Source organism: Streptomyces sp. NPDC005151 (assembly GCF_053599875.1).
In genome coordinates, this window is record NZ_JBSFYR010000042.1 from 1 (window position 1) to 19690 (window position 19690).

15 protein-coding genes are annotated in these 19690 nt (G+C 70.9%); 6 read left to right on the forward strand and 9 right to left on the reverse strand.

All coding sequences use genetic code 11. The annotated features are described in order from the left end of the window. Window positions 1-333 precede the first annotated feature (333 nt). A complete protein-coding gene (locus tag ACWD6R_RS22330; protein ID WP_451820294.1) occupies window positions 334-1332 on the reverse strand; it encodes an Acg family FMN-binding oxidoreductase in 999 nt (332 codons plus the stop codon). 241 nt (window positions 1333-1573) lie between these two features. Between ACWD6R_RS22330 and ACWD6R_RS22335 the strand changes: the two genes are divergently transcribed. After that, window positions 1574-2062: a sensor histidine kinase gene (locus ACWD6R_RS22335; protein ID WP_451820336.1), complete on the forward strand. Its 489-nt coding sequence runs from the start codon at window positions 1574-1576 to the stop codon at window positions 2060-2062. 227 nt (window positions 2063-2289) lie between these two features. Here ACWD6R_RS22335 and ACWD6R_RS22340 read toward each other — a convergent pair whose 3' ends face one another. Together ACWD6R_RS22340 and ACWD6R_RS22345 are read right to left on the reverse strand one after the other, a co-directional pair. Then, window positions 2290-2766 (reverse strand): hemerythrin domain-containing protein, encoded by a 477-nt coding sequence (locus ACWD6R_RS22340; RefSeq protein WP_451820295.1) that lies wholly within the window; start codon window positions 2764-2766, stop codon window positions 2290-2292. A gap of 59 nt (window positions 2767-2825) precedes the next feature. Beyond that, window positions 2826-4103 (reverse strand): MFS transporter, encoded by a 1278-nt coding sequence (locus ACWD6R_RS22345; RefSeq protein WP_451820296.1) that lies wholly within the window; start codon window positions 4101-4103, stop codon window positions 2826-2828. A gap of 324 nt (window positions 4104-4427) precedes the next feature. On the opposite strand from ACWD6R_RS22345, the gene ACWD6R_RS22350 reads away from it, so the two are divergent. Next, the gene (locus tag ACWD6R_RS22350) at window positions 4428-4850 is read left to right on the forward strand and encodes a pyridoxamine 5'-phosphate oxidase family protein (RefSeq protein ID WP_451820297.1); all 423 of its coding nucleotides are present in this window, start codon (window positions 4428-4430) and stop codon (window positions 4848-4850) included. Window positions 4851-5358: 508 nt separating this feature from the next. Here ACWD6R_RS22350 and ACWD6R_RS22355 read toward each other — a convergent pair. From ACWD6R_RS22355 to ACWD6R_RS22380, 6 genes are all read right to left on the reverse strand, one after another. After that, complete coding sequence (locus ACWD6R_RS22355) at window positions 5359-6378, reverse strand: Acg family FMN-binding oxidoreductase (RefSeq protein ID WP_451820298.1); 1020 nt, start codon at window positions 6376-6378, stop codon at window positions 5359-5361. Window positions 6379-6411: 33 nt separating this feature from the next. Continuing rightward, the gene (locus tag ACWD6R_RS22360) at window positions 6412-6858 is read right to left on the reverse strand and encodes a hypothetical protein (protein WP_451820299.1); all 447 of its coding nucleotides are present in this window, start codon (window positions 6856-6858) and stop codon (window positions 6412-6414) included. Beyond that, window positions 6858-9473 (reverse strand): multicopper oxidase domain-containing protein, encoded by a 2616-nt coding sequence (locus tag ACWD6R_RS22365; protein ID WP_451820300.1) that lies wholly within the window; start codon window positions 9471-9473, stop codon window positions 6858-6860. The genes ACWD6R_RS22360 and ACWD6R_RS22365 overlap by 1 nt, the downstream gene beginning before the upstream one ends. Further along, window positions 9454-10725: a TIGR04053 family radical SAM/SPASM domain-containing protein gene (locus ACWD6R_RS22370; RefSeq protein WP_451820301.1), complete on the reverse strand. Its 1272-nt coding sequence runs from the start codon at window positions 10723-10725 to the stop codon at window positions 9454-9456. The genes ACWD6R_RS22365 and ACWD6R_RS22370 overlap by 20 nt, the downstream gene beginning before the upstream one ends. A gap of 754 nt (window positions 10726-11479) precedes the next feature. Beyond that, the gene (locus ACWD6R_RS22375; protein WP_451820302.1) at window positions 11480-11980 is read right to left on the reverse strand and encodes a hypothetical protein; all 501 of its coding nucleotides are present in this window, start codon (window positions 11978-11980) and stop codon (window positions 11480-11482) included. A gap of 46 nt (window positions 11981-12026) precedes the next feature. Further along, window positions 12027-12344: a DUF2249 domain-containing protein gene (locus ACWD6R_RS22380; RefSeq protein WP_451820303.1), complete on the reverse strand. Its 318-nt coding sequence runs from the start codon at window positions 12342-12344 to the stop codon at window positions 12027-12029. Between the two features lie 454 nt (window positions 12345-12798). Between ACWD6R_RS22380 and ACWD6R_RS22385 the strand changes: the two genes are divergently transcribed. From ACWD6R_RS22385 to narI, 4 genes are read left to right on the forward strand one after another with little or no spacing between them, the layout of a single operon-like run. After that, the gene (locus tag ACWD6R_RS22385; protein ID WP_451820304.1) at window positions 12799-16500 is read left to right on the forward strand and encodes a nitrate reductase subunit alpha; all 3702 of its coding nucleotides are present in this window, start codon (window positions 12799-12801) and stop codon (window positions 16498-16500) included. Between the two features lies 1 nt (window position 16501). Continuing rightward, window positions 16502-18046 (forward strand): nitrate reductase subunit beta, encoded by a 1545-nt coding sequence (gene narH, locus ACWD6R_RS22390; protein WP_451820305.1) that lies wholly within the window; start codon window positions 16502-16504, stop codon window positions 18044-18046. After that, on the forward strand, window positions 18043-18834 hold the full coding sequence (gene narJ / locus ACWD6R_RS22395) for a nitrate reductase molybdenum cofactor assembly chaperone (protein ID WP_451820306.1): 792 nt from the start codon (window positions 18043-18045) through the stop codon (window positions 18832-18834). The genes narH and narJ overlap by 4 nt, the downstream gene beginning before the upstream one ends. Next, window positions 18831-19613 carry a respiratory nitrate reductase subunit gamma gene (gene narI, locus ACWD6R_RS22400; RefSeq protein ID WP_451820307.1) on the forward strand — a complete coding sequence of 261 codons (783 nt, stop codon included), beginning with the start codon at window positions 18831-18833 and terminating at the stop codon, window positions 19611-19613. Before narJ ends, narI begins: the two co-directional genes overlap by 4 nt. Window positions 19614-19690 lie beyond the last annotated feature (77 nt).

Here is a 19690-nt window from a genome sequence, read left to right on the forward strand (position 1 = left end):
CCCCGCGACGGGACAGGCCAGCGTAGAAGTCGTTCCGGAAGTCGGATAACACGGACAAGGGGTGGACAGGGACGGAGGAGACGGGAAAGCTCATGACAGCGGCCGTTCTGTGGCATCTCGACGCTCAACACTTCGAGCATCACAGGCGGCCGCGCCTGCTGTCCGGCGCATGACGAACCCCGACAAGACACGATCTTGCCGGGGTTAAACGTCAAGCTCAGCCGACGTGCCATGCCTGGGCGATCGACAGTCCAGCGTGCGCCCTGCCATCAGCCCTCATCCAGGCGTGTGTCGCATCGACGGCGGCGGCAAAGACCTCGTCCGTCTCGTCTTCTACTGGACGATGTCGAGAACATCCCGAACCGGACGGCGGGGCGTGGAAGGTCCCTGGGGCCCGTAGCCCAGGCGCAGCACCATCTGGACGTGGCCCCTGCCCTCCACCGGATCGCGGGCCAGCAGGCGCAGGTCCGGGTTCTCCAGGGCGTGGGAGGTCAGGGAGGTTGCAAGCCCGGCGATGGTCGCCTCCAGCAGGACGCGTTCCAGTGCCTGGCCCGCCCGCAGCCAGTCGACGGGTGTGTCGCCCGGTGTACTCAGCAGGGCCAGGTGGGGGTTCTTCTCGAAGGCGGTAGTGCCGCGGTCGGCCACCGGACGGCGGCCGGCGAAGTCACGCAGAGGGGCCTTGCCGTCCCGCATTCGCGGCCCGAACGCGTACTCGGGGACGCCGTCGGTGGCGATGTCCGCCTCCGGACCGAGCCGGGTCCAGCGGTGCAGATCCTCCATGCCTTCGGGGTTCAAGGCGTCACGGCTCTCCGCATCGTGGACCAGTTCCAATACGGTTTCCATGTGCCAGGGTCCGGGGAACAGCAGCTCGGCTCCCTCCCGGCCGGCTGCTTTCCGCAACGCGACCCGTACATCCTCCGGCAGGTCCTTCTCGTCGAAGGGGTGGCGGCTGGTGTGCCGCTGACGGATCGCGGGGTGCAGCCGCGACAGATCGTCCTCATCCGGCGCCGAGGAGCGCGCCTCGTCCAGCTGGATTGCGGCCAGTAGCCCCGGCTCCGCAGGCTCCGGCAGCAGCCGGACAACGGGGGCGAACCCGGTGTGCGCGGCGGCGACGCGGAGATTGAACAGCGCCGCTCCGCAGCCGATGTGCAACGCTCGGTTGCCAGGGTCGGAGTGAGGCATGGCCCGGTCGAGATCGGCAAGCAGCAGAAGGACACGCTCGCTCGCCACAAAACGGAAGCGCCACGGCTGCGCGTTGTGCATGGAAGGGGCGGCCACGGCCTCGGCGACCAGTGCGGCCACCTTCTTCGCGTCCAACAGCTGTGTATCCATCGCATCCTCCTCACACACCACGCAGTCCCGGCGCACGTAGGCGAGTACCTCAGCTCCGCACGTGCACGTTCAATAACAGCGACGAAGGCGGCCGTCCTGACGTCGCGACTCGAGCAGCCCCGCCCTCGGTCAGCCAGTTTCCAGTATCCGACGGGCCGCGGTGGGTAGCTGTGCGGACTTCCTGGTAACACTCATCGGCATGCTGGTCCAATAGGACGTACCCGCCGGCCATGCCGAGCACCTGCTGGCTGTCCTGCGCGAGACACTCTCGAATAACTCTCGGCATGCACACGCCACCACAGTCAAGGTCACCGCCGAGACGGACGGCACCCGGCTCCAACTGCGCGTCGCCGACAACGGGACCGGAATCGATCCTGCCGTCACCCGCCGCAGCGGCCTGGACAACCTCCGTCGGCGCGCCACTGACCTGGGCGGTAGCTTCATCCTCACGCCGAACGATCCCACCGGCACCACGGTGGAACGGACGCTGCGCCTCCCCACGCAGGCCGAAGCCTCAGCGCCACGATCGGGCAGCTGGGGCGCCGAGGAAGGCCCTGCGGCGTTGGGCACGGACGGATGGGACAAGCGACCTGCACGACGTGGTCGTCGGGCTGGGCGGTGGCCCCGTTGGGGTCGGGGCGCAGACCTCGACCGGGCCGTCGGAGTCCTCGCTGACCAGGCCGTGGTAGACGGCAAAGAGCGGTCCGGACAGGTCGGCTTCCACCTATGACCCGCCCCACACGGCAGCCCTGGCCTGTAGCGGTCCGGGCGCGAGGGAGCTTGCTCCCGACGACTCCGGTCGCACCCGGTGATCCCGGCCGTCGGAGGGACCGTCGCGCGCGCTGGGCGGGCAGTCTGCCGCCGTGATGCGCGCACCCCAGTGGTGTGCCGGGCAGACGAGCGGCGGACCAGCCGGGTGTAGCGACTGGTCCGCCGTGGTGAGCCGTGAGTGAGCGGTCAGGCAGTCGGCCGGGACAGGGCACTGCCTGCCTCTGCCCGCACCTTCTCGACCGCTTCCCACTCCTCGGTGCCGAGGTTGGCGAGCGCGGCCGGGAAGACGCCGTCCTGTTCCTTGAGGATGTGGTTGCGCAGCATCGCCATCACCTCCATCAGGCGGTCGGCCCAGACCGGGTCAGTGGGCGTGGCGCCGTCGGCGGCCTCGGCCAGAACCGACTCGATGCGGCGGTGCTCGGCCTCCAGAGCGGCAATCTGCTCGGAGAAGTCCCCGGCCATCGCCGGGAACAGGCCGTGCTCCTCGACCTGCGTGTGGGGGCCGAGCACGGTCGCGATCTCGCGGGCGAGCTCTGCCATCCGGGCCACGTCTCCATCATGGTGGGCGGGACGGAGGTGGCTGATCAGGCGGACGATCTCATCGTGCTCACGGGTCAGCTCGTCGATGGACGCCAGGGACTGGCAGCCGCAGTACTCGCACACCGGTGTATCTCCTTGCCCGTTCGAAACCCGTTCGATCCGTCGTTCTCAGCCGCTCGTTCTCACACCGTTGTGTGCGCGCCGTGGTGCCGCCCACGGCCGGCACGCGGAGCCCGGTCACCGCCCTGGACGGCGGCCCGGACACCGGTGAGGGTGTAGCCCAGCGCCGCGGCGGCCACAACCGCGAGGAGGACGAGTCCGACCGCGTACGACCCGTACTCCCCGTACAGCGAGCCCATCACCAGCGGTGGCACGAAGCCGCCCAGGCCGCCCGCGGCGCCGACCACGCCGGTGACCGAGCCGACCTTGTTCGCCGGGGTCAGCAGGGCCACCAGGGCGAAGGTCGCCCCGCTGCCCGCGCCGAGCGCGCCGGCCATGGCCAGGAAGGCGAGGGTGCCCACCGGGGCCAGCGACGGGGTGAACGACTGCACCACCGCCCCGGCGGCCACCACAGCCAGCGACGCGGCCAGCACCCGGACCGGGCCGATACGGTCGGACAACCAGCCGCCGACCGGACGCATCGCCACGGCCAGCAGCACGAACCCGGCCATGCGGTTCGCGGCGTCCGCCTGGGTCAGGCCGTAGCCGGTCTTGAGGTAGGTCGGCAGGTAAACGGAGAAGGCGACGTAGCCGCCGAAGGCCACCGCGTACAGCGCGGACGCCTGCCAGGTGATGCCCAGCCGGGCGGTGGCGGCCAGGCGGCGCACCAGCGGCTCGGTCGGCACCGTGCGTCCGGGCGCGTCGCGCAGCAGCAGCGCCGCGGCCACGGCGTACACGGCAAGCACCGCGGCGGTGATCAGGAAGGGTGTCGACATGCTGTGCGCGTTGACCAGCTTGACGGTGGTCAGGGCGCTGATGGCGGTTCCGCCCATGCCGGCGCCGAAGACGCCGATGGCCATGCCGCGCCGCTCGGGTGGGAACCAGGCGTTCACGAAGGGCACCCCGACGGCGAAGGCGGTGCCGCCGATGCCGAGGAAGAATCCGCCGACCAGCAGTGCGGCGAGGGAGGAGTGTCCGGCCAGGCCGAGGTAGAGCACCGGCACGATGGTGACCGCCGACACGATCGGGAACATGACCCGGCCACCAAACCGGTCGGTCAGCGCGCCGACCGGGATGCGGCCCAGGGAGCCGACCACGACCGGCACCGCCACCAGCAGCGACTGCTGGAACGAAGACAGGTCGAGGGAGTCCTTGAAGCGCGGACCGAGCGGGCTGAGCAGCGCCCATGCCCAGAAGTTGACGGCGAAACCGATGGTGGCCAGGGCCAGCATCAGCCATGCCCGGCCGGGCACCGGCGCGCCCGAGACCGGCCTCTCGCTCTCCGTCGTCGGCTGGTTCATGTTGTCCGTCCCTTCCCTCTCACGTTGGTTCGGTGGCGCGGGGGGCGCATGGGAACCACAGGTTCGCTGCCCCACAGATCGGACGCCTCGCAGCCACTGTCCGCATCCGGGCGCCCGAGCGACATGGGCCATGGGTCCCTACGGCCGGGCAAAGGGTCCTCAAGGTCAGATCCGACCGCCCGCACCTCCTTGGACCCGTGCCCCAGATCGCCCGCACGACTCACTCCTGCGTCCGCGCGGCTGAACCCCGCTCCTGCGGAGACACAACAAAAGAGGGCCGACCGGCCCTACCCCCTTCCCAGTGCCCACAGGGACGATGACGTGATGTCCCCGAACGACGCCTTTCGCGCCCTCGACCGGCAGGAGTGCCTGCGCCTCCTGGCCAAGGTGCCGGTCGGCCGCGTGGTCTACACCCGACAGGCACTGCCCGCGGTCCTTCCCATCAACTTCTCCCTGGACACGGACGCCTCCGTCCTGCTGCGCACATCGCCGGACTCGGACCTCGTACACGCCATCGACGGCGTCGTAGTCGCCTTCGAGGCGGACGAGTTCGACGCGGCAACCCGGTCCGGCTGGAGCGTGGTCGTCACCGGACGGGCCACCGTGTTGACCGATCCCGCCGAGCACGAGCGGCTGTCGCAGACCGGCCCCAGCTCCTGGATGCCCCTGCGGGATGCGGTGTTCGTACGGATCGAGTCCGAGATGGTCACCGGACGCGAGCTCAGCGGAGCGCTCGGCACGCACTGAGGCGCAGCCCGCAGCGACCGCGGGCTCTGACTCCGGCCGCACAGACACAGGCGCGTGCCGACGGCGCGGAGTCACTCCGTCGGCCCGGTACCCATATGACCGACCGCCGACTGCACCCCGTGAGGGAACCAGGTCGTGGGACGTCCACAGCAGGCCGCCTGGGCATGGCGTTCGAAGCGCAGGGCGGACAGCCGTGGTGCGGGTAGCGCACCGGTGAGTCCCGCACCGGTGTCCGCCCGGATGCTTCCCGCGGACCCATGGCTGTGATCATCACCGGTAGCGCCACGGTCTGAACGGTCTGGCGGCGGAGCACGAAACGGCTGTCACGGACAGTCCGCGCCCCTGGGTAACAGCAGCGGACACCATGTTCATACGGATCGAGGCGGAGCTCGTCACCCGGCGCGAGCTCGGGGCTGCCTGCGGCGCAGGCTGACGGGCCGTCTTTGCGGCGGACAGGTGCGGCCCTGTCCGCCGTGTTCCTTGGACGGCGCCGGCAGAGACCGCGTCCTCAGCTCGTTTCGGTATCGGTGGCGGGCGTTGCTGCGGGACGAACAGGGCAGTGCCTGGGCGTTCGCGGGGTGCGGCCGCCGTCCGGTCCGTAGCCGAATCTGATCAGTATGTGCGGATGACACCGCTTGTGTCCCGGGAGGCCGGTCGCCGCCCGCAGGTCGGGCCATTCCATGGCCTGGTGCAGGAGTGACGTGCGCAGCCCGTGGGCGGTCGCCGTGAGCAGGACGTACTGCAGGGCCTGGCCCGCCCGCAGCCAGTCCTCCCGCCGGTCGTGGGACGTTGACAGCAGGGCCACCTGGACGTGGCGTTCGAACCACAGGGCGGGCAGGCGGAGGGCGGGCAGCGCGCCGGTGAAGTCCCGCATCGGCATCCGCGCGGCCGCGTCGGGCGGGCCGAGGGCTGTGACCGGGATGCCGTAGGGGGTGTCTGCTCCCGGGGCGGTGATCCAGGTGCGGGTTTCGGCGGTGCGCTCCGGGTGGGCGTGGTTGCGTGCCTCGGCTGCGGCCGTCAGGCGCAGCAGCCGTCGTGTTCCGGCGATGTCCGGCACGTGCAGGCGTGCGCCGGCGGCGTGCGCGGCCGACGCCATCTCCCCCACGATCGGCTCGGGCACCGGTCGGCCGGTGAACGGCATCCGGCTGGTGTGCCGCCGCGCGATGGCCTCGTAGAGGCCAGGGTCCGACGGCTGGTCATCCGCGTCGAGTGGACCAGTCAGTCGTACGGTGGCCAGCAGCCCTGGTTCGTGCGGATCCGGCAGCAGTCTCACCTCCGGCCGCCGGCCCTGGTGGACGGCTGCGAGGCGGAGGTTGAAGACCGCGGCGCCCACGGACAGATACTGGGCGCGGTGCATCGGGTCGGTCAGCGGCAGTGTTCGCTCCGGCGCCGAACGGACCTGCAGTACCTGGCTGTCGGGGTCCAGGCGGAAGCGCCAGGGCTGTGTGTTGTGGATCGACGGGGCTGCCACGGCCGCCGTCAGGAGCGACTCCACGGTGGCGGCGTCCAGCGGGGCTTGGGTACGCATGATGCCTCCTCTTCTCTTCGTTGTGGCCACGGGTCAGGTGGCGGGCAGGGCGGTGGCCAGCAGGACGACGCCGAGCGAGCCGACGAGGGAGACGACCGCCAGGATCCGGGCAAGTTCGGAGTGGCCCTTGGCGTGGGCGATGCCGTGGCCGCCCGCGGCGAGCATCACCACCACGAAGAGGGCGAGTTTGGCCGCCAAGGTACGGCCGTAGCCGGGTTCGGCGAGCGAGGCCCAGGTGACGCCCTTGTGCCAGGCCATGGCCCAGCCGGTGGTCAGCTGGGCCGGCAGGAACACCGCCCCGGTCAGCAGGCCGAACCGGCGGCCCGCCGCGGCGGTGAAGCGGTCCTTGGCCTCTGGTGCGAGCAGGTGGCGGGCCAGCGGCAGGATCACCAGGGACAGGGCCAGTTGGCCGCCGACCCACAGGGCGGCGCCGGCCACGTGCACGAACCGCACCAGGGACCACAGGCCGACGGTGTCCATCAGTCGCTCACCTCCACCATGCCCATGGCCCCGGCTTCGGCGTGCCGCATGTCGTGGTCGACGAAGGAGTAGTGGCCGGCCTCGGGAAAGGTGGTCTCGACGAACCCGCCCTGGGCCGGGGCCAGGTCGAGCACCTGCGACCCTCCGGAGTCACCGGGTTTCAGTAGGTAGGCGCCTTCCTTGTACACGGTGTCGAAGACAGTACCGACGACATGGAAGGCAATGCCGTCGCTCGGTCCGGCGGCGACCACCCAGAAGCGGGCCCGTTCGCCGGCCTTCAGCGTCAACGGCGCCTTGGCGTACTGGGCGGCGATGCCGTTGAACACCCAGGCGTCCGGCATGTCCTGACGCATCTTCGCCACTTGGACCGCGCTGCCCGGCGTACCGAGGTAGAGCTCGGAGGAGACCAGCACATACTCGTGGTCGACCTTCTTCAGGCCGGGTGGGTCGATGATGACGGCGCCGTACATGCCGTTGCCCATGTGCTGGAGCATCGGTGCGGTGCTGCAGTGGTACAGCCACGCTCCGGCCTTCGCGGCGCGAAACCGGTAGACCAGTCGCCCGCCGGGCTGGATGGTGCGCATCGGACCGTCCGGGGCGAGGGAGCCGGCGTGGAAGTCGATGCCGTGGCCCATGGACGGGTCGTCGTTGACCAGGGTGACCTCGAAGACGTCACCGACCTTGCCGTGCAGGGTGGGGCCGGGTGCGGTGCCGCCGAAGGTCCACATCTGCTGCTTCACGCCCGGGGCCACTTCGACCTCGGTGTGCGCGGCGTGCAGTTCGACCTTGTGGACCGTCCCGCCGGGCGCGGTGGCCAGGTCGGCATCGCGTGGCTGCCAGCCCGCGGAGAAGTCGGCGGAGAGGTCCAGACCGCCGCTGATGATGGCGGTCATGGAGTGGTCATCGTGCGGGCCCGCGCCGTCGGTATCGCCGGTGACGACGATGTCCATCGTCATCCCGGCCGCCCGGTGGCCCGGCAGGGTGCACCACGCCTCGCGGTTCTTGGTGATCTGCCCGAGGTCGAGTACGCGGGTGTGGCCCTTGGCGAGCATCGGTGTGGCTGGACCGTCCTCGACCTCGAGGTCGTGGCGTTGGGCGTCGGTGTTGGTGACCTTCAGCCGCAGATCGGTGCCCGCGGTGACCTCGATCCGGGCCGGGCGGATGCGCATGTCGGCCAGGGTGACGGCGACCGTGCGGGTGGTCCCGGCGCCTGCGCCCGTCGTCCCGGCGGCGCTCACCCCGCCGCTCGTGTCCCCACCGCTGTTGGCCACGAGCACGGCCAGCACGGTCAGTACGGCCCCTGCTGCGGTGCCCCACACGACCGGGCGACGCGAGACGCCGCCCTTGTCCCCGTCCTGGAGAAGACCCCGTCCGCTGCGGACCAGGACGCGCACCACCAGGGCGAGGAACGCGGCCCCGGCCGCCCCGGCCGGCAGGATGCCCGCCGTGCCGACCGGGTCGGGCAGCGGAAGCGCGAGCAGGACCACGCCGAGGTTGAGCGCGACAAGCCGCGGCACCCAGCCCTGCTCAAGCACCGCCCGCAGCGCGGCCCGTTCCTTGGGACCACTGGCCAGCACGATGGGCAGCAGGTAGGTGAGGGCCCCGATGAGGACCTGCGCGACGAACCCGACGAGCAGCACCGGGACCAGCGACCCGATGTCATCCCGTACCTCGGCGAGCGGTCGTGCGGCCAGGAGCACGAGGTCCACGACGACGCCGACCAGCAGCCATCCCGCAGTGGCGGCCAGCATCCACGCGGCGGGTGCCGAGATCGCGGGCCGTCGGCGCACCGTACGGGCGAACAGCTGCGTCGCGACGGCGACGCCGGCAGCGTAGAGAGCGACGCCGAGTGCGGCGGTGGGGCGCCATTCGGCCGCCAGTCCGGCGACGGCGGTCAGCAGGCCGCCCCCGGTCATCATCAGCACCCAGCGCGCCAGCCGGGTGGTGCGCTCGGCCATGCGCACGCCCAGCACGGTGGGCCAGAGCATGAACAGCGTGCCCAGCACGGGCAGTCCGATCCAGCCGAGGAGCGTGACGTGCACGTGGGCCAGCTTCAGCCCGGTGTAGTGCTGCGGGCCCGCCCTGCCAGTGGCCAGCAGCCAGCCAAGTACCGCACCGACGATCAGAGCCGCAGCGCCGGCCCGGTAGTAGTCGGCGATCGGGGCGAGCCGCCCGCCCAGCGCGCCCCGGCCCATGCGGACCAGTACCACCAGGTGCGCGGCGACCGCGGTGACCAGCAGCGCGCACCCGGCACCGGTCAGGACGGGCAGGTCGGCCCACACGCCGGTGAGGATGCCCAGGACCCCGGTGTTGACGCCGGCCAGCCGGGCGTTGCTCCACCGCCGGTCGGGCAGCCGGGCGTGGAGCATGGCGACGGCGAAGTGCTCGCTCCATACCACGATGGCGGTGGTGGCGGCGCCGAGCAGGAACAGGTGGATGGCCAGCCAGCGGGCCACCGGCAGTGTCTGCTGGGCGCTCGCCGCCAGCAGCGCGAGCACCACCCAGGCCGCGACCAGGACGTGGGCGGCCAGATGTCGACTGCGCAGGCCGGACGCCTTGAACCTGCTGGGCGGGCGGCCACCGTCGACGGCCGGGTCATCGTTCTTGCTGTACACGGTGCTCCTTGCCGCCCGGGGCGGCGGTCGGGCAGGGACGAACAGGCGGTTCCTCGTGGGCGCCACCGGACAGCAGCGCGGCCAGTTCCCGCTGGTGCGGGAAGGAGCCGGGCTGGTAGCCGCACCACGGCTCCTCGGCGTAGGGGTCGCCGGTGACGCCGTAGGCCCGGGACCGCGAGCCGCCGCAGACCTGGCGGAACTCGCACCGCCCGCACCGGCCGCCCAGCCGTTCGGGGTCTCGCAGCCCGGTGAACAGTTCCGAGGTGCGGTAGATATCGGTCAGGGGTGTCTCGCGTACGTTGCCGGCGCCCAGCGGCAGGAAGCCGCTGGGGTGCACGGTGCCGGTGTGCGAGACGAAGACGAAGCCGCGGCCCGCGTTGACGTCCAGCGGCGGGCGCCGCACCCGGCGCGCTCCGGCGTCAAGGCCCAACTCGGCGGCTCGCTCACGCAGTTCCCGGTACAGCGGCCCGAGTCCGAGCACGGCCACGTGGTCGTCGCCGCGGTTCGCGAGGACCTGGCGCTGCAGGGCGACGCGGCGGAAGTGGTGGGCTTCGGTGGTCTTGGCGGGCACGGTCAGGCCGACGTCGTAGACGAAGTTGAGGACGTCCTCGACCTCGGCGGGAGTCAGTGCGCCGAGGGTGCGGCCGCGGCCGGTGGGCACCAGGAAGAAGGCACTCCACAGCATCGCCCCGTGCTCGGCGACCAGGCGGACGATGTCGGGGAGGTCGTAGAGGTTGTGCCGGGCGACCGTTGTGTTGATCTGCACCTTCATGCCGAGGCAACGCGCTGTGTCCCAGGCGTCCAGGGTCCAGCGGAACACCCCGGGCACCCCGCGGAAGGCGTCGTGCAGTTCGGCGGTGGAGCCGTCCAGGCTGAGCGAGAGCCCGGACGCGCCCGCAGCGTGCACGGCGCGCAATCGCTCATCGGTGAGCGTCGGGGTGCCAGAGGGGGAGACCGCGACCCGGACCCCCACTTCCCTGCCGTACGCGATGAGGTCGGTCAGGTTGGGGCGCTGGAACGGGTCACCGCCGGTGATCACGAACAGTGGGGCGGGCTGTCCGAAGGCGGCCACCTGGCGCAGCAGGTCCTGCGCGGCGGCGGTGTCCAGCTCCCGCGGGTCGCGGTCGGGCACGGCCTCGGCCCGGCAGTGCAGGCAGGCCAGCGGGCAGGCCCGCGTGGACTCCCAGATGACGATGAACGGCCGCTCCCCCGCGTCGTGCCGCTGGCGGCGGATGGCACGGGCGGCGCTCATCGCACAGCCCTTCCCAGCGCCCTGAGGCTGTGTCCGGCCGCCCTGGAGTCAGGGCAGACGAGGCGGGCGGCCGGACGGTGACCGGCCCGGACCGTGCGCAGCACCCGTGCCGGGGGACGGCGGTGGAGACAGTCGCATGGATGCTGGTTGCAGTAGTACACGGGATACCTCCAGATCGGTCGCTGATCAGCATGCGGAGTCGGGGCGTACCGGCGCGGCGGCCGATCAGTCCTTCCCGATGGGCCGACAGTCCCTTGATCCGGCACTCGTGCCAGGGCCGGACGGCCCGTCGGCACGCATGCATCGCGCCAGGTGCACGTTCATGCGTGAGAGTCGCCGTTCGTCGCAGAAATGCCCACCCCGGGCGGCTGACCCGGACGTCCCACCTGGGCACCCTTCCGATGGCATGATCACTGGTCGCCGATCACGCCCTACCCTGGTGTCGCCCTGTCAGCACTGCCACAGCCCGCAGCCCGAACTCTCGGCCCGACCAAGGAAGTTGGCAGCTACTACGGGAAATGACCACACGGCCTTCCCAGGCTTTCGCGCCCGGGCAGGCCGCCCAAACGGAATGTCAGGGGAAGCGTCGAAGGTCTGCGTTTGGTGTCGCTGATCGGACGGCTCGTCGCACTCGTCGGCTTCGCCACCTACGGTGCGGGATTCCTGAATCTCATGAGCGGCTGCACCTGGACGGAGCACACCGGTTCAAGGTCACGCCGGAGTGGGGACAGGCGTGTGCCGCGCGCCCGGGCGGTCAGGGGCGGCGCGTATCCGCTCCCAGGGCGTTCGCGGTGGCCACCAGGGCCGCTCCGGCCCCGGTCAGCAGAGCGCCCAGACCGGTGACGAGGGTGGTGAGGTGCCACGCCTGGTAGGCCGACAGCAGAGAGCCGCGCAGCGTCTCGCCCATGAAGGCGGTCTGGCGCAGCTGGGCGAGTTTCTCGTCGTCGCCTCCGCCGGCGTGCAACTCCTCGGTGACCTCCGCGTAGGTGCGGCCGCCGGTGGCCTTGGCGAGATGGTCCTTGATGAGCTCGGCGTACGCGTGGGCCTCCGGGCCGGTTTCCACGGGGCAGCCGGCGAAGCGGGCCAGGTGGGCGGGCAGGCCGTGGTCCGGGAACGTGATCTTCTGCGCGGCCAGTTCCGCTCGTATCTCTCTGCGGCCGCTGCGGCCCCGCAGCAGCATGACCGGCCCGGCGACTCCCAGGGCGATGCCGACCATTGCGATCAGGGCGCTGGTGCGGCGGGGCGCAGCGTTCATGAGGAGTCTTCCTTCGTTCTCGTGTGCGTGGCAGGGGATGTGGGTGTCAGTGGTGGCTGAGCTGGAGCCGCCAGGCTGCGGGGCCTCGCTCCAGGTACTCGACGGAGAAGATGCCGGGGCTTCGGTCTTCGATCTGCGCGAGCAGAGGCAGCGGGTCGTGCGGCGCGATCAGCACCATGGCGCTGCCCGCCGGGATGGCGTCGAGCGCGCCGAACACCGTGGCGTGGCGCAGGGCGTGCGGGACACCACGGACATCCAGTTCGGGAAGGGCCTCGTCCTCCGCACCACCGCAGCCGCAGACCCCGCCGCAGCCACCGGTCTCCTCGTTCTCCATGTCCTGGTTCTTCATGTCTTGTTCTTTCATGTCATCGTCCTTCTTTGTGTCCTTGGCGGGGTGGGCGTTGTCGGCCGGGGGTCCTCGGCGAGTCGACAGTCGGCGTGGCCGACCGGTGCGGGTATCGACGGCGTTGCGGGGTGCCGGCGCGGGGGAGGGCTGATGCCGCGTCCGGCCGCGCGGGGCGGCCGGACGCACGACCGAACCGGGCGACACGCGCCATACTCGCTGCGCCTGAGGTGGCCAGGGACGGGGGAATAGCCGCCGTCAGGTACGGGATGCGGTCCTACGGACAGATGGGCATCTGCGGTTCGATCAATGCCCAGGATGCAACTCCGGTCACACCCGACCCCCCGGCCGACCAGACCCCAGCGCGGGGGCCATTGGGCCCTATTGCGACCGTCCAGTCTGGGCCGGAAGGCCATCCGGCCAGGACCGCCGGCCCCAGGTGCACCAGGGCCCGCACCACCTAGCGTTCCCAGCCATGGAGAACGATCAGAACGCACGGTCTCAGGCGTCGAGCGCTGGTGAAGGCTGGCCGCTGGCCGCCCGGCGACTGCTCACCCGCCGTGAGGTGTCGGCCGACGGGCGCGCCGTGTTCGGCGAGAGCGACGGCAAGTGGGAGGGCTTCTACCGCGACCGCTGGGCGCACGACAAGGTGGTGCGCTCCACGCACGGGGTGAACTGCACCGGGTCCTGCTCGTGGATGGTGTACGTCAAGGACGGCATCATCACCTGGGAACACCAGGCCACCGACTACCCGTCCATCGGTACCGACTGCCCCGAGTACGAGCCACGCGGCTGCCCGCGCGGCGCCTCGTTCTCCTGGTACACCTACTCCCCCAGCCGGGTCCGCTACCCGTATGTACGCGGCGCGCTGCTGAAGCTGTGGCGCGAGGCCCGTAAGCGGCTCGGCGACCCGGTGGCAGCCTGGGCCGAGATCACCGGCGATCCGGCCAAGGCGCGCGCCTACAAGAAGGCCCGCGGCAAGGGCGGCCTGGTGCGCGCCGACTGGGACGAAGTCAGCGAGCTGGTTGCCGCCGCTCACGTGCACACCGTCAAGACGTACGGCCCGGATCGCGTCGCGGGCTTCTCCCCGATCCCGGCGATGTCGATGGCGTCCTTCGCGGCGGGGGCACGTTTCATGTCACTGATCGGCGGCACCCTGCTGTCGTTCTACGACTGGTACGCCGACCTGCCGATCGCCTCGCCGCAGGTCTTCGGCGACCAGACCGACGTGCCGGAGGCGGCCGACTGGTGGAACGCGGGCTATCTGATCATGTGGGGCTCCAACATCCCCGTCACCCGCACCCCGGACGCGCACTTCCTGACCGAGACCCGCTACAACGGCACCAAGGTCGTCGCGGTCAGCCCCGACTACGCCGACAACGTCAAGCACGCCGACGAGTGGCTCGCCCCGCACCCAGGCACGGACGGGGCCCTGGCGATGGCCATGGGCCATGTGATCCTGCGCGAGTTCTTCGTCGACCGCGAAGTGCCCTACTTCCAGGACTACATGCGCAAGTTCACCGACGCGCCGTTCCTGGTGGCCCTGCGCGAGCACACCGAGGGCGGCCTGGTCCCGGACGGGTTTTTGACCGCCGCCGACCTCGGACACGACACGGAACATGCCGGGTCCAAGACCGTTCTCCTCGACGCGGCCACGGGCGAACCGGTCGTGCCGGACGGCTCGCTCGGCTTCCGCTGGGGGAAAGCCGAGCAAGGCCGCTGGAACCTCGACCTCGGCGACGTGGTGCCCGAGTTGAGCCTGCTCGAGAGCGCGGAGGAGACGGTCGAGCTCGCGCTGCCCCGCTTCGACGAGGGCGCGACGGAGGGCGGCTCGGTGATGGTGCGCGGGGTGCCGGTCCGCAGGATCGGCGGGCGGATGGTCACCACGGTCTTCGACCTGATGCTCGCCCAGTACGGGGTGGAGCGGCCGGGCCTGCCGGGAAGTTGGCCGGCGTCGTACGAGGACGCGAGCGAGCCGTACACCCCGGCCTGGCAGGAGACGGTCACTTCGGTGCCGGCGGAGCAGGCGGCCCGGATCGCCCGGGAGTTCGCCCGCAACGCCGAGCGCACCAACGGCCGGTCCATGATCGCCCTCGGCGCGGGCACCAACCACTGGTTCCACTCCGACACCATCTACCGGGCCTTCCTGGCGCTGACGACGATGACCGGCTGCCAGGGCGTCAACGGCGGCGGCTGGGCCCACTACGTCGGCCAGGAGAAAGTCCGTCCCCTCACCGGACTGCAGCACCTGGCGTTCGCCTTCGACTGGCAGCGCCCCACCCGGCACATGGCGGGCACCTCGTACTGGTACCTGAACTCCGACCAGTGGCGCTACGAGGCGTTCGGGCCCGATGAGCTGGCCTCCCCGCTCGGGAACGGGCGGTTCCGGGGCAAGGCGTTCGCCGACTGCCTGACGCAGGCCGTGCGGCTGGGGTGGACGCCCGGTCACCCCGGCTTCAACCGCAACCCCCTCGACCTGACGGACGAGGCGGCGCGGGCGGGCCGGCCGGTCGCCGAGCACATCGTCGACGAACTGAAGTCCGGGCGGCTGCGGTTCGCCGCCGAGGACCCCGACGACCCCGCCAACTTCCCCCGCGTCCTGACGGTGTGGCGTGCCAACCTGCTCGGCTCCTCCGGCAAGGGCAACGAGTACTTCCTGCGGCACCTGCTGGGCACGGACGCGGCCGTCCGCTCCGAGGAGACCCCGCCCGAGGGACGCCCGCAGGAGGTGGTCTGGCGGGACGAGGCACCCGAGGGCAAGCTCGACCTGCTGGTCACCATGGACTTCCGGATGACCTCCACCAGCCTGCTCTCCGACGTGGTCCTGCCGGCCGCGACCTGGTACGAGAAGGACGACCTGTCCAGTACGGACATGCATCCCTTCGTACACGCCTTCACGCCGGCCATCGCCCCGCCCTGGCAGGCCCGCACCGACTACGACAGCTTCCTCACGATCGCCGACAAGTTCAGCGAACTGGCCGCCGAGCATCTGGGTACCCGTACCGACGTCCTGGCGGTGCCGCTGCTGCACGACACCCCCGACGAACTCGCCCAGCCGGGCGGCGTGGTGCGGGACTGGAAGACCGGGGAGTGCGAGCCGATCCCGGGGCGCACCATGCCGAAGCTCGTCGTCATCGAGCGGGACTATGCCGCGACCGCGCAGAAGATGCGTGCTGTCGGCCCGCTGCTGGACACCCTGGGCACCACCACCAAGGGTGTCACCGTCCACCCCGACCGGGAGATCGACGAACTGCGCCGTCGCTGCGGCACCGTCCGCGATGGCGTGGCCGCCGGCCGGCCCTCTCTGGCCACCGCCTCCGACATGTGCGAGGCGATCCTCGCCCTGTCCGGCACCACCAACGGGCGCCTGGCCACCGAGGGCTTCCGCGAACTGGAGCGGCAGACCGGCAGTGAGGGCCTGGTGGGACTCGCCTCCGAACGCGAGGCCGAGCGGATCACCTTCGCCGACACCCGCACCCAGCCCCGGTCGGTCATCACCTCGTACGAGTGGTCGGGCAGCGAGACCGGCGGTCGGCGCTACTCGCCGTTCGTCATCAACACCGAGCACAAGAAGCCCTGGCACACCCTCACCGGCCGCCAGCACTTCTTCGTCCAGCACGACTGGATGACCGAACTCGGCGAGCAACTCCCGGTCTACCGGCCGCCGCTGAACACCCCCCGGCACTACGGCGACGAGCATCTGCGCGAGGACGGCCGGGCGGAGGTCACGGTCCGCTATCTGACCCCTCACTCGAAGTGGTCCATCCACTCCAATTACCAGGACAACGCGCACATGCTCGCCCTGTCCCGGGGCGGCCCGGTGATCTGGATGTCTTTGGAGGACGCCGAGAAGATCGGCGTGAAGGACAACGAGTGGATCGAGGCGTACAACCGCAACGGCGTCGTCGCCTGCCGGGCTGTGGTCACGCACCGCATGCCCGAGGGCACGGTGTACATGTACCACGCCCAGGACCGCAACGTGAACGTGCCGAAGACCGAGGTCAGCGGCAAGCGTGGTGGCATCCACAACTCGCTCACCCGGCTGCTGCTCAAGCCCACCCATCTCGCGGGCGGCTACGCGCAGTTCACCTATGCCTTCAACTACTACGGCCCGACCGGCAACCAGCGCGACGAGGTCACCGTCATCCGCCGTCGCAGCCAGCAAGTGGAGTACTGACATGCGCGTGATGGCCCAGATCGCGATGGTGATGAACCTCGACAAGTGCATCGGCTGCCACACCTGCTCGGTCACCTGCAAGCAGACGTGGACCAACCGCACCGGAGTCGAGTACGCCTGGTTCAACAACGTGGAGACCAAGCCCGGCGTCGGCTACCCCCGCCGCTACGAGGACCAGGAGCAGTGGAAGGGCGGCTGGATGCTCGACAAGCGCGGACGCCTCGTCCTGCGCTCCGGCGGCCGGCTCAAGCGGCTGCTGTCCCTCTTCGCCAACCCCGACCTGCCGAGCATCGAGGACTACTACGAGCCGGTCACCTACGACTACGACAACCTGGTCAGCGCTCCCGCCGGGCCGGACATGCCAGTCGCCCGGCCCCGCTCCGTCCTCACCGGCAAGCCCACCGCCATCACCTGGGGCGCCAACTGGGAGGACGGCCTCGGCGGCGCGCCTGAACACGCAGGCGGCGACCCCAACCTGAGCGGCGAGTGGGCGGAGAAGGTGAAGTTCGAGTTCGAACAGACCTTCCTCTTCCACCTGCCGAGGCTGTGCGAACACTGCCTCAACCCCGCCTGCGTCTCCGCCTGCCCATCTGGTGCGATGTACAAGCGGGTCGAGGACGGCATCGTCCTGGTCGACCAGGACCGCTGCCGCGGCTGGCGGATGTGCGTGACGGCATGCCCGTACAAGAAGGTGTACGTCAACCACGCCACCGGCAAGGCCGAGAAGTGCACCTTCTGCTTCCCCCGCATCGAGGTCGGACAGCCCACCGTCTGCTCCGAGACTTGCGTGGGACGACTGCGCTACCTCGGGCTCCTGCTGTACGACGCCGACCGCGTCGGCGAGGCCGCAGCCACCCCGGACGAGAAGGACCTGCTGGACGCCCAGCGCGGCGTCTTCCTCGACCCGCACGACCCCGAAGTGATCGCGGCGGCACGGGAGTCCGGCATCCCCGAGGACTGGCTGGACGCCGCACGCCGCTCGCCGGTCTACGACCTGGTCATGCGGTACAAGGTGGCGTTGCCGCTGCACCCCGAGTACCGCACCCTGCCGATGGTCTGGTACGTGCCCCCGCTCTCCCCCGTCCTGGACGCCGTCGACGCGGCGGGCGGAAACCAGGACGACCCCGACCACGTCTTCGCCGCCGTCACCCGCCTGCGCATCCCGCTGGAGTACCTGGCGGAGCTGTTCACCGCCGGAGACACCGACGTCGTCGCCGGAGTGCTGATGAAGCTCACCGCGCTGCGCTCGTACATGCGGGAGCGCACCCTCGGTGAGACCGGTGACGAGGCCGTGCTCAAGGCCGTCGGGCTCACCGCCCGCGAGGCGCAGGACCTGCACCGCCTGCTCGCCATCGCCAAATACGCCGACCGCTATGTCGTCCCGGCCGCGCACAAGGAGGACACTGCCGCGCTGACCGCGATGGAGAACCGATGCCCGGTCGAATCGTCCGGCGACCCGACGGACGACGGCGGGCGACGGGTGATGCTCGGCATCCCCACCCTGCGCCGCCGTACGCCCGAAACCCCCGCCGGAGGCCACCTGTGAGCCCGCTGCCCGCAACAATTCCCGCCCTCGTCCGCACCCGCGTCCGGGCGGCCGTACGCCGCCCGGCCCGGCTCACGCCCGAGGAGAGCGAGGCGCGCATTCTGCTGCTGCGGCTGTGCTCGCTGCTGCTGCAATACCCGGACACCGAACTCACCACCGCCCGACCGGTATTGACGGCCACCGTCGAGGCGCTGCCGCCCTCGCCCGCCGCCGAGCACCTGGCGACCTTCGTCACCTGGTTCACCGGGCAGGAGCCCGAGGCGCTGGAGCGTACTTACGTCGAGATGTTCGACCTGCGCCGCAAGAGCAGCCTCTACCTGACCTACTACCTGCACGGCGACACCCGCCGCCGGGGCATGGCCCTGCTCACCTTGAACCAGCGTTACCGGGCCGCGGGCTGGGAAACCGACGGGGGAGAACTGCCCGACCACCTGCCGGTCGTACTGGAATTCGCCGCCTTGGCGGGTCCAGGTGGCGGTGAGGCACCACTGCGCCAGCACCGGCGCGGGCTGGAGCTGATCCACCGCGCCCTGACCGACGCCGATTCCCCCTACCGGCATGTGCTGGCCGCGCTGCTCACCCTGCTGCCACCGCCCACCGAGGCGGACCGCGCGGCGGTCGCCCAGCTCGTCGCCGAGGGCCCGCCGAACGAGGAGGTCGGCCTCGACCCCTACGGGACGTACGGGGACGGCGAGTTCGCCCCGCCGGGCACCTTCGTGCCGCCGGCGCCGGCCCCGCCGACCCGTGTGCCGCCCGCTTCGACCAGCCGTACGGAAGGCCCCCGATGAACGCCGTACCCACCCCCTTGGCCGCCGCGTCCACGAGCGGCGCCGACCTCCTCCTGTGGGTCGCCATCCCCTACATCTGCCTCGCCGTGTTCGTCGTCGGGCACGTCTGGCGCTACCGCCAGGACCAGTTCGGCTGGACCTCCCGCACCAGCCAGCTCCTCGAACACCGGTGGCTGCGCTGGGGCAGCCCGCTGTTCCACCTGGGCGCCTTCATGGTGATCGGCGGACATGTGGTGGGCCTGGCGGTCCCCGCCTCCTGGACCGAGGCCGCGGGGATCAGCGAGCACGCCTACCACACAACGGCCGTGTGGGCGGGTTCGGTGGCGGGCGTCGCCATGGTCGCGGGGCTTGGCATGCTGTGTGCCCGGCGGCTGCTGACCCGCCGGATCCGGCTGGGCACCGACCGAAGCGACAAGCTGCTCTTCCCCCTGCTGTCCGCCACCGTCCTGCTGGGCATCACCGCCACCGCCGCCCACAACGTCTTCGGCGGCGGCTACGACTACCGCTCCACCGTCTCCGTCTGGTTCCGCGGCCTGTTCACCCTCCAGCCGCAGCCCGAGGCGATCGCTGGAGCACCGCTGCTGTTCCAGCTGCACGCCCTGACCGCCTGCCTGCTCTTCGCGGCCTGGCCGTTCACTCGGCTGGTTCATGTGTGGAGCGCCCCGATCGGATACCTGGCCCGGCCGTATCTGGTCTACCGACGGCGGGCCACACCGGCCGCAGCCCCGACGGCAGGGGGCCGGCCACGGTCGCCCTCTGGCTCCCGGCGAGCGGCATGAGTCACAGCCCCGCTCTCGCGCCGGACGCCACGACCACCCGGCGCACGCACACAGTGGGCGCGAGCCGCCGAACGGGC

Coding starts and splice junctions, on each gene's coding strand:
- ACWD6R_RS22350 (WP_451820297.1), top strand. CDS start 4,428: ATGTCCCCGAACGACGCCTTTCGCGCCCTCGACCGGCAGGAGTGCCTG.
- ACWD6R_RS22380 (WP_451820303.1), bottom strand. CDS start 12,344: ATGAAAGAACAAGACATGAAGAACCAGGACATGGAGAACGAGGAGACC.
- ACWD6R_RS22355 (WP_451820298.1), bottom strand. CDS start 6,378: ATGCGTACCCAAGCCCCGCTGGACGCCGCCACCGTGGAGTCGCTCCTG.
- ACWD6R_RS22360 (WP_451820299.1), bottom strand. CDS start 6,858: ATGGACACCGTCGGCCTGTGGTCCCTGGTGCGGTTCGTGCACGTGGCC.
- ACWD6R_RS22330 (WP_451820294.1), bottom strand. CDS start 1,332: ATGGATACACAGCTGTTGGACGCGAAGAAGGTGGCCGCACTGGTCGCC.
- narI (WP_451820307.1), top strand. CDS start 18,831: ATGAACGCCGTACCCACCCCCTTGGCCGCCGCGTCCACGAGCGGCGCC.
- ACWD6R_RS22375 (WP_451820302.1), bottom strand. CDS start 11,980: ATGAACGCTGCGCCCCGCCGCACCAGCGCCCTGATCGCAATGGTCGGC.
- ACWD6R_RS22370 (WP_451820301.1), bottom strand. CDS start 10,725: ATGAGCGCCGCCCGTGCCATCCGCCGCCAGCGGCACGACGCGGGGGAG.
- ACWD6R_RS22385 (WP_451820304.1), top strand. CDS start 12,799: ATGGAGAACGATCAGAACGCACGGTCTCAGGCGTCGAGCGCTGGTGAA.
- ACWD6R_RS22345 (WP_451820296.1), bottom strand. CDS start 4,103: ATGAACCAGCCGACGACGGAGAGCGAGAGGCCGGTCTCGGGCGCGCCG.
- narH (WP_451820305.1), top strand. CDS start 16,502: ATGCGCGTGATGGCCCAGATCGCGATGGTGATGAACCTCGACAAGTGC.